Here is an 8,929-nt window from a genome sequence, read left to right as displayed (position 1 = left end):
TTCTTGAAATATTGAAACCTAAAAAAATCATATTGTGTGTGCAAATTTTGCGGTCGCGAGTGCCCGCAAATGAAATTTAAGCAAAAAAGGACCCAATAGGGACATTAAAAAGTCAGCGGGTCCTTTTAGGTGAAAATCACCTGCGGTGGTCGCCAACCCCAGTTTCCACACACACAAAGTTTGAAAAAAAGTGGTTGACATTCTTGACAAAATGCTTAATATCCCCGAAATATAGGGATTTTTAAAGAGGTAACCGATGTCAACCAGTTAACTATCGGTTGACAAATTTAGTTAACTTTTTCTTATAAGCTCACAGAAATTTAGGGCTTTTGAGAGAGTTAACCAAAAAGTTAACCACTTGACAAAATATGTCAACCAATTGACATAAGACTTGACAGAATTTATTGGCTTAAAGGTAGAAAAACTACTGAGAATTAGGAGATGCTACGGCTTTTTATAATGTCAACCGATTTGTCAACCAAAATGTCAACCGCTTGACAAAAAGTTAACCAGCAGAGTTAACCAGTTAACTTTTAAGAGGGGGCGGGTTTGAAATTATTTAGGCTAAGTCATCGGACCGCCCGTCCAACTTCGAAAAAATAAAAACCGCTTTTAAGGGAGTGGAGGTATCAATTCGTTCACCCCCTTGCTAAGCCCGCAATGCAACACCTGCAACAGCTTATGAACTTCCTTTTTATAGGCATAATTCCAGCTATAAGTGAAAAAAAGCAATACAAATTCCCAGCTTTTGCCTGTAAAAGTGAATGGGTTATCAGAAAAAATCAACAGGATTTTTGAAAAGGAAACAAAAGGAAACACGACTTTTAAAGTTTCCAAAGGTTTCCATTAAAGAATAAACTAAACACTGCTAAACAAAACTAAACGGATTTTGATTTTTTTAGAGAAAATATATTTTGTTAACTAAATTTTATTCTTTTTAAAGAAGATATTTAGAAGTTAAATTTTGAGAAAATTGCTTACTAAGGGACACCCAAGGGGACACCTCATCAATTTTTAAGCTATCAAAACATCGATTTTATGGGAGTTTTAATGGTAGTGAGGGGGAGACTTGAACTCCCGACCTCCGGCTTATGAGACCGGCGCTCTAGCCAGCTGAGCTACCCCACCGTCAGATGTGGAATGAAATTATATCCATATTTTTACTAAATTTCAAGATTTTTTAAAAAAATTTCAAAATATTTAAAAAATCGTGATAAATCTTTTAAAAAGTTACCTTTTGTAACAAATACCTGTTTATTAAAATCAAAAGTTATTCAAAAGATCTTAAAATGATATAATAGAAAAAAAAAGGAGAAAAAATGAATTTGTTTAAAGGACTGTTAAGTATAGCGGTGGCTGCAAGTTTTTCTATGGCAGCAGATTATGTAATCAAATTTTCACATGTCGTTTCGCCTAACACGCCTAAAGGGAAAGCGGCGGATTATTTTGCAAAAAGGGTTGAGGAACTCAGCCACGGAAAAATAAAAGTGGAAGTGTATCCGAACGCACAGCTGTGCGGGGACAAAGTGGTTCTTAGAAAGATGAAATTTAATGCGGTACAGATGGCTGCCCCGAGCTTTTCCAAATTTACGGGATTAGTACCTCAGCTTGCACTTTTCGATTTGCCGTTTTTGTTTAACGACGCCGATCATCTGCATAAGGTTCTTGACGGTGAAGTCGGACAGAAACTTTTAAATATGGTGAATCAAAAAGGGTACGTGGCGTTAGGATACTGGGACAACGGGTTCAAACAGCTAAGCGATTCCAAAAGACCCCTTATCAAACCCGAAGACGCAAAAGGGCTTAAATTCAGGGTAATGAGTTCCAAGGTTCTTATAGAGCAATTTAAAGCGTTAGGCGCTATTCCTGTGGTATTGCCATTTAGTGAAGTGTATTCCGCACTTCAGCAGGGTGTTGTTGACGGTCAGGAAAATACGATTTCAAACATTTACACCAAAAAATTTTATGAAGTACAAAAATATATGACAATTTCAAACCACGGATATCTCGGCTATATGGTGGTTATAAGCAAAAAATTCTGGAACAAACTACCTTCAAACCTAAAATCCGTAATAAAAGAAGCGATGAGGGAAGCAACCGCAAAAGAAAGAATATGGGCTAAACAGTTAAACGATTCGCAATTTGCAAAAATCAAAGCCTATGCGGAAAAAACCGGAAAACTGCAAATCATTCATCTAACAAAACAGCAAAGACAGGCGTGGGTAAAAAAATTAAGAAGCATTTATCCTAAATTTTACAATACAATCGGAAAAGACTTAATTCAAAAAGCCATTAAAGCCGGTGAATGAAAGCCCTTGAAATTCTGGACAAGACGATAGGCTTAATTAACGAGTTCATAGCCTCCTTCGGCATAGCCGCGGGAGTTCTGCTCGCATTTATAAACGTTGTGGCGAGATTTGTGTTCCACGAAGGAATAGACTGGGCGTTCGAACTTACCAATTATCTGTTTATCTGGTCCGCTTTTTTCGGGGCGAGTTACTGTTTCAGAAAAGAGTGTCATATAAGGGTTACTATTCTTTTGGATATTTTGCCTGCAAAACTTGCAAAACTTTCCTCTCTTTTAGCGCATTTAATTACACTTGCCTATCTTTTAGCGGTAGCATATTACGGATATCTGTTCATATTCGATCCCGATTTCGGACTTAAAGCAAGCGGTGAAATTAGTGTGGATCTAAACATTCCTATGTGGATACCGTATACGGTTATTCCTATCGCATTCGTAACCGCGGCTTACAGGATTACCCAAAAAACTATAGAGCTTGTCAAAACCCCTGCGGAAGAGGTGGTTACGAAAACAGAGCACGAAATGATTATTGAGGAGATGGAACTTCAGATGAGAGGTACGAAATGATAGTCGGAGTACTATTTGGCATATTTTTCCTGCTGCTGTTTTTAAGCGTGCCGGTAGGGGTTGCGTTAGGGGCTTCCACATTTATCACCTCTTATTTTTTCGAAGGGCAGGAAAGTCTGATAGATCTCGCAAGTGCGGTGTTCAGCAAACTCGACAAATATGCGCTTATGGCCATTCCTATGTTTATACTTGCAGGAAATTTATTAAGTAAAGGGAGCAGTGCTAAAAGAATAGTTGACTTTGCAAGAACATTCGTGGGGCATCTGCCGGGGGGCCTTCCTATTGCGGCAATTTTCGCAAGCATTATATTCGCCGCGGTTTCTGGAAGCTCACCCGCCACGGTTGCGGCTATAGGTTCTATAATGTTCGGAGCGATAACCGCAGCGGGATACCCTAAAAGTTATGCGGTAGGTACAATTACCGCCTCGGGAAGTCTCGGAATTCTAATTCCTCCGAGCATAGTTATGATTATTTACGGCGTAACGGCCGAAATAAGTATAGGAAAGCTTTTTATCGCTGGAATAATCCCAGGGCTTCTTATAGGATTTATGCTTATGGCCGTTACTTATATAGGTGCTAAAAGGTTAGGATTTAAAAAAACAAAGCCGGCTTCATGGAGCGAAAAATGGAAAAAATTCAAGGAGTCTTTCTGGGCGCTTATGACGATTATTATTATCATAGGCGGTATCTACGGAGGAATATTCACTCCTACCGAAGCCGCCGCAGTAAGTGCCGTATGGGCTCTTTTTATTGCTCTGTTCATTTATAAAGACATTAAAATCACCGAACTTAAAACCGTTTTTTTGGAAAGCGCGAAAACAAGTGCCATGATTATGTTTATTATCGCAAACGCATCCGTATTCGCATATTTTCTCACACTTGAAAACATTCCGCAGATGCTCAGCGATTTTGTGGTTCAGATGCACCTGAATAAAGTTATGTTTTTGGTTGCGGTAAATATACTGCTGCTAATTGCCGGAAACTTTATGGAACCGAGTTCAATAATTATGATAATGGTACCGTTGCTGCTTCCGGTAGCTACAATGCTCGGAATTGATCCGATTCATTTCGGCGTAATTATTACCATTAATATGGAACTCGGTATGCTCACTCCTCCCGTGGGGCTTAACCTGTTTGTAGCGAGCGGTATTACCGGGCTTTCGATTAAAGAAGTGGTAAAAGCCGTAATGCCTTGGTTTTTCGTTATTTTCGTAGGACTTATGTTAATAACTTACATTCCGCAGATCTCTTTATGGCTTCCGCATATTATGATGGGCCGCTAACTAATAAAAAAAATAAAATCCGATCTTTTTTCACTTTTTTTATTTCTTCTCATTCTTTTTGATTCAGAATACTTTAGTATATTTCACTCATATTTTCTAAAAATTATTATAAAAAATATTGACATTTTTCCTTTTTTCTATTATAATTCCGTCAGTTAAAATAAATAACTGCTAAAGGAGGCGGAAATGTTTAAACCGATAGGACTTAGAGTTTTGGTTGAAAGAGTCGAAGAAGAAGCAAAAACAGCAAGCGGAATTATCATTCCGGACAATGCAAAAGAAAAACCTCTTGAAGGAAAAATAATCGCAGTTTCAAAAGAAGTTGAAGAAGACGAAAACCTTCCTTTAAAAGAAGGTGACAAAGTAGTATTCGCAAAATACAGCGGAACCGACATTACAATTGACGGAAAAGAATACTTAGTGTTAAACACTGACGATATTCTTGGAATTATAGAATAAGAAAGGAGGGGAATATGGCAGCAAAAGAAGTTGTATACAGCGATGTGGCAAGAAACGAATTATTAGCGGGTGTTGAAAAACTCGCAGACGCTGTTAGAGTAACAATGGGTCCGAAAGGTAGAAACGTTCTACTTCAAAGAAGTTTCGGGGCACCTCACATTACAAAAAACGGTGTGTCAGTAGCAAAAGAAATCGAACTTAAACACCCGGTAGAAAACATGGGTGCACAATTAGTAAAAGAAGTTGCAAGTAAAACAGCAGACGAAGCGGGAGACGGAACAACAACGGCAACTGTTTTGGCGCATGCTATTTTCAAAGAAGGTTTAAAATACATTACCGCCGGCGCAAACCCTGTAGCGGTTAAAAGAGGAATGGATAAAGCTGTTGAAGCTATTATTGCCGAGCTTAAAAATATGAGCAAAACCGTAGAAAACAAAGAGCAAATCGCTCAGGTTGCGACAATTTCGGCAAACAACGACAAAAAAATCGGTGAACTTATAGCTGAAGCTATGGATAAAGTCGGAAAAGACGGTGTAATTACTGTAGAAGAAGGTAAATCGCTTCAAGACGAACTTGAAGTGGTAGAAGGTATGCAGTTTGACAGAGGTTATCTAAGCCCGTATTTCGTAACTGATACTGAAAAAATGGTAGCGGAACTTAATGATGCGTACATTTTACTTTACGACAAAAAAATAAGCAATATGAAAGATCTGTTACCGTTGCTTGAGCAAATGGTACAGGGCGGAAACAAACCGTTGCTAATCATTGCCGAAGACATCGAAGGTGAAGCTTTAGCTACACTTGTTGTTAACAAATTAAGAGGCGTATTAAACGTATGTGCGGTAAAAGCGCCCGGATTCGGTGACAGAAGAAAAGCAATGCTTCAGGATATCGCAATTTTAACAGGCGGTCAGGTAATTTCTGAAGAGCTCGGAAGAACGCTTGAAAGCGCAACATTAGCGGATCTCGGACAGGCCGGAAGAGTTGTAGTGGATAAAGAAAACACTACAATTGTTGACGGTAGAGGTGACAAAGCGGCTATTGAAGCGAGAATCGCTCAAATTAAAAAAGAAATTGAAGAGACAACAAGCGATTACGACAGAGAAAAATTACAAGAAAGACTTGCAAAACTTAGCGGAGGTGTTGCAGTAATTAAAGTAGGTGCGGCGACTGAAACCGAAATGAAAGAGAAAAAAGACAGAGTTGACGACGCACTAAGCGCAACAAAAGCGGCCGTTGAAGAAGGTATCGTAATAGGTGGTGGTGCGGCTATTCTTAAAGCAGCCGCTAAAATCAGTGTAGATGCTGAAGACGCGGATGAAAAAATCGGTGTTGACATCGTAAAACAGGCCGTAAAAGCGCCTATTAAACAAATTGCCGAAAATGCGGGATTTGAATCCGGAATAGTGGCTATGAAAGTAGAAGAAGCGGATGAAAACGTAGGATTCAACGCGGCGACGGGAGAATATGTCGATATGTTCGAAGCCGGAATTATCGACCCGACAAAAGTTGAAAGAATCGCACTTCAAAACGCCGTATCAGTTGGAAGCCTGCTTCTTACAACCGAAGCGGCTGTAACTGAAATTCCTGAAGAAAAACCGGCCGCAGCGGCACCTGATATGGGAGGAATGGGCGGAATGGGGATGATCTAATCCCTTCGCCTTCATTTTTTCTTAATTAAAGTGTCTGTCACTTTTTATTTTACTACTTTTCCTTCATTTTCTGAAATATTAACTGTTTATTAACCTTAAATTAACACCACTTTAACTCCCCGTGTGTTATAATGTGTATATGTATGTAAAGGAGACAAAATGAAAACTTCAATTATTACATCTGCTATTTTGTTAACATCCGTTTTGCTTTTAAGCGGATGCGGAGGGGGAGGCGTAGGAGGAAGCGATACTTCCGTATCGACTTACAGCGGTTATATTAAAGATTCAGTGATAGAAGGGCTTGATTATATCTGTACGGACAGCACCGGTATGGTGACAAGTTCCGGCACAACAGACGCGGAAGGTAAATTTACATTTGCGGAAAACACGTTTATGTGCAATTTCGGGGTTAAAACAAGCAATGACATTTTAATTTTGTTTACTCTCGCAACTACGGCATACCTTCCTGATAATTTAATTTTTTTCCCGACCGTGAAAGCTGACATTCTTCAAACCCTTGACAATGATGCAAACAGCAGTAACGGTATTACCATTACTGATAATGAAAAAGCCGTAATCGCTGCAAACTATACGGGCAATGATTTGATGATGGCCTCAAATTCTCAAATATATGCCCTTTTAAGTGCAAACGATCCCAATTATAAAGGCATATCCGTAAGTTCAATCACAGCCGTAAACAACATTTCCCAAACCATTGTAAATACGGTGGCTACAGGAACATATAAAGGAACGTTTACATTAACAAGCGGCTCTGCCGGAAGCTGTCCTTCCAACGGAAACATTACACTGAATATAAGCGTAAACACAGCTGCGGACGGCCTTGATATAAACGGTTACATAAGTGAGTCGAACGGAAACGATTATAATGTTTCGGGAAATTTTTTAAACGGAAGTGCCAATTTTATGGAAAACGATCCGGACAATACGGCATGGGTGGGACTTTATCAAAACACAAAAAAAATTACGGGAAGTTTCCAGAGTGCTAATTGCAACGGTACTTTCGAAGCCGCACTCGAATAAAAGAGAGTATTGATTTTAAAAAGAAGGAATTAATCCCTTCTTTCTTTAATTCTTGCTTTTTTACCTGTTTTTCCTCTTAGATAGTAAAGTTTGGCTCTTCTTACCTTACCTTTTCTTACCACTTCTATACCTGCAATACTTTCGCTGTATAGAGGGAAAATTCTCTCAATTCCGATATTGTTGGCACCGATTTTTCTAACGGTAAACGTTTTGCCTGCACCCTGCCCTTTAATGGCAATTACAACACCTTCGTAATTCTGAATTCTTTTTTTGTCGCCTTCTTTAATTTCAACCGCCACTCTTACGGTGTCCCCCGGTCTGAATTCAGGAATTTCTTTTCCTTCTATCTGTTTCGCTTCAAAAGCTTCAATAAACTTGTTTCTCATTATTTCTCCTTTGTGCCATTGGCCCCTGCGGGCATTCACACTTGATTTTGAAGTGAAATTATATCAAAATATAAAAACATTTCAAATCTCTTCCTCCCTCAGAGGTTTAGAAAAATAATACCCTTGCGAATAATCCACGCCGAGTTTTGTCAAAACGCTATAAATCGCCTCGTTTTCTACAAACTCCGCAACAGTAAGTTTGTTTTCCTTTTTTGCGAAATTTACTATCGATTCCACAATAACCTGTTTTGTTTTGTCGGTATCTATGTCTTTGATAAGACTTCCGTCGATTTTAATTATGTCGGCGTTTAATTCCATTATCCTGCTGAAATTAGAATAACCGCTTCCAAAATCGTCTATCGCTATCTGTACATCGTAATTTTTAACCTTATCAACAAAATTTTTTATCATTGAAGGAAACTGTATAATTTCATCCTCAAGTATTTCAAACGTAACAGCCCCTTTTTTCGGTTTATGCGAATCAAGCAGCTCATATATTCTCTCCGTAATAAAATCTTTCATAATATCGTTCGGTGAAATGTTTATCGTTACGGATACGTTTTTGTTTTCATACACCATGAAAGTGTTTTCAAGCACCCTTATACCTATTTCTCCGTACAACCCGGCTTTTTTAGCAATATCCAGAAAATGAAACGGTGAGAGCATATTCCCCTCTTCGTCTATTATTCTGACGAGGGATTCGTATTTAACCGTTTTTTTCGATTTATTATCCACAATCGGCTGAAAAAGGGAAATTACGTTGTTTTTCTTTATTGCGTAATTTATTTTTTTCAATATATTCATATTTTTTATAACTTCCTCTTTTTTTTGCAGGCATATGCCGTTTGCAAAAATAACCCTTTTTTCATTATCTATTTCATTCAGTGCAATCGAAACGTTTTTATAAAGATGGACGTTGCCGTACCCGTAATACCAAACCTCTAAAACATTCTTACGAATGGAACAGAGATTGCTTGTAATGAATATGAGAAGGTTAAAAGTAAGGGATTATCATACAATAAAGGAATTAAGAAGAGAAATTAGGGATTCAAAAGACGGGCGATATTCATTGAGGATACAGTGTATAATACTAAAAAAGGAGGGAAAGAGCACAAAAGAGATTCAACAAACTTTACTAATAAGTAGAGACACTATTTCTCGATGGATACGTCGATACAATGAAAAAGGGTTAGAGGGGTTAAAAAGTAAAAAACCAAGTGGTAGAAAAGAGAAATG

Annotated in this window: 9 protein-coding genes and 1 tRNA gene; 7 read left to right on the top strand and 3 right to left on the bottom strand. The window is 38.4% G+C overall.

The window, feature by feature from the left end; translation table 11 throughout:
* Positions 1-1,051: 1,051 nt before the first annotated feature.
* Positions 1,052-1,128 (bottom strand) — tRNA-Met (locus ACXJIE_RS01225).
* A gap of 191 nt (positions 1,129-1,319) precedes the next feature.
* Between ACXJIE_RS01225 and ACXJIE_RS01220 the strand changes: the two genes are divergently transcribed.
* The 6 genes from ACXJIE_RS01220 (at position 1,320) to ACXJIE_RS01195 (ending at position 7,307) form a co-directional block, all read left to right on the top strand.
* Positions 1,320-2,309 (top strand): TRAP transporter substrate-binding protein, encoded by a 990-nt coding sequence (locus ACXJIE_RS01220; RefSeq protein ID WP_456479157.1) that lies wholly within the window; start codon positions 1,320-1,322, stop codon positions 2,307-2,309.
* Complete coding sequence (locus tag ACXJIE_RS01215) at positions 2,306-2,872, top strand: TRAP transporter small permease (protein ID WP_456479156.1); 567 nt, start codon at positions 2,306-2,308, stop codon at positions 2,870-2,872. The genes ACXJIE_RS01220 and ACXJIE_RS01215 overlap by 4 nt, the downstream gene beginning before the upstream one ends.
* Positions 2,869-4,155, top strand: coding sequence for a TRAP transporter large permease (locus ACXJIE_RS01210; RefSeq protein WP_456479155.1), 1,287 nt, complete (start codon positions 2,869-2,871; stop codon positions 4,153-4,155). The genes ACXJIE_RS01215 and ACXJIE_RS01210 overlap by 4 nt, the downstream gene beginning before the upstream one ends.
* Positions 4,156-4,341: 186 nt before the next feature.
* On the top strand, positions 4,342-4,614 hold the full coding sequence (groES, locus tag ACXJIE_RS01205; RefSeq protein ID WP_456479154.1) for a co-chaperone GroES: 273 nt from the start codon (positions 4,342-4,344) through the stop codon (positions 4,612-4,614).
* A gap of 14 nt (positions 4,615-4,628) precedes the next feature.
* The gene (groL, locus tag ACXJIE_RS01200; protein ID WP_456479153.1) at positions 4,629-6,266 is read left to right on the top strand and encodes a chaperonin GroEL; all 1,638 of its coding nucleotides are present in this window, start codon (positions 4,629-4,631) and stop codon (positions 6,264-6,266) included.
* 159 nt (positions 6,267-6,425) lie between these two features.
* Entirely contained in the window at positions 6,426-7,307 is an 882-nt protein-coding gene (locus tag ACXJIE_RS01195) for a hypothetical protein (RefSeq protein WP_456479152.1), read from the top strand.
* A gap of 29 nt (positions 7,308-7,336) precedes the next feature.
* On the opposite strand, the gene rplS is transcribed toward ACXJIE_RS01195, so the two are convergent.
* Together rplS and ACXJIE_RS01185 are read right to left on the bottom strand one after the other, a co-directional pair.
* Complete coding sequence (gene rplS / locus ACXJIE_RS01190) at positions 7,337-7,693, bottom strand: 50S ribosomal protein L19 (RefSeq protein ID WP_456479151.1); 357 nt, start codon at positions 7,691-7,693, stop codon at positions 7,337-7,339.
* A gap of 81 nt (positions 7,694-7,774) precedes the next feature.
* The gene (locus ACXJIE_RS01185) at positions 7,775-8,497 is read right to left on the bottom strand and encodes an EAL domain-containing protein (protein WP_456479150.1); all 723 of its coding nucleotides are present in this window, start codon (positions 8,495-8,497) and stop codon (positions 7,775-7,777) included.
* A 175-nt stretch (positions 8,498-8,672) separates the two neighbouring features.
* On the opposite strand from ACXJIE_RS01185, the gene ACXJIE_RS01180 reads away from it, so the two are divergent.
* On the top strand, positions 8,673-8,929 hold a 257-nt coding region (locus ACXJIE_RS01180), incomplete at its 3' end, for a helix-turn-helix domain-containing protein (protein ID WP_456479158.1).

The sequence above is a fragment of the Nautilia sp. genome, assembly GCF_053994455.1.
The sequence above is the reverse complement of the archived record's forward strand: the minus strand, read 5'-3'. Positions and strand labels throughout refer to the sequence as shown.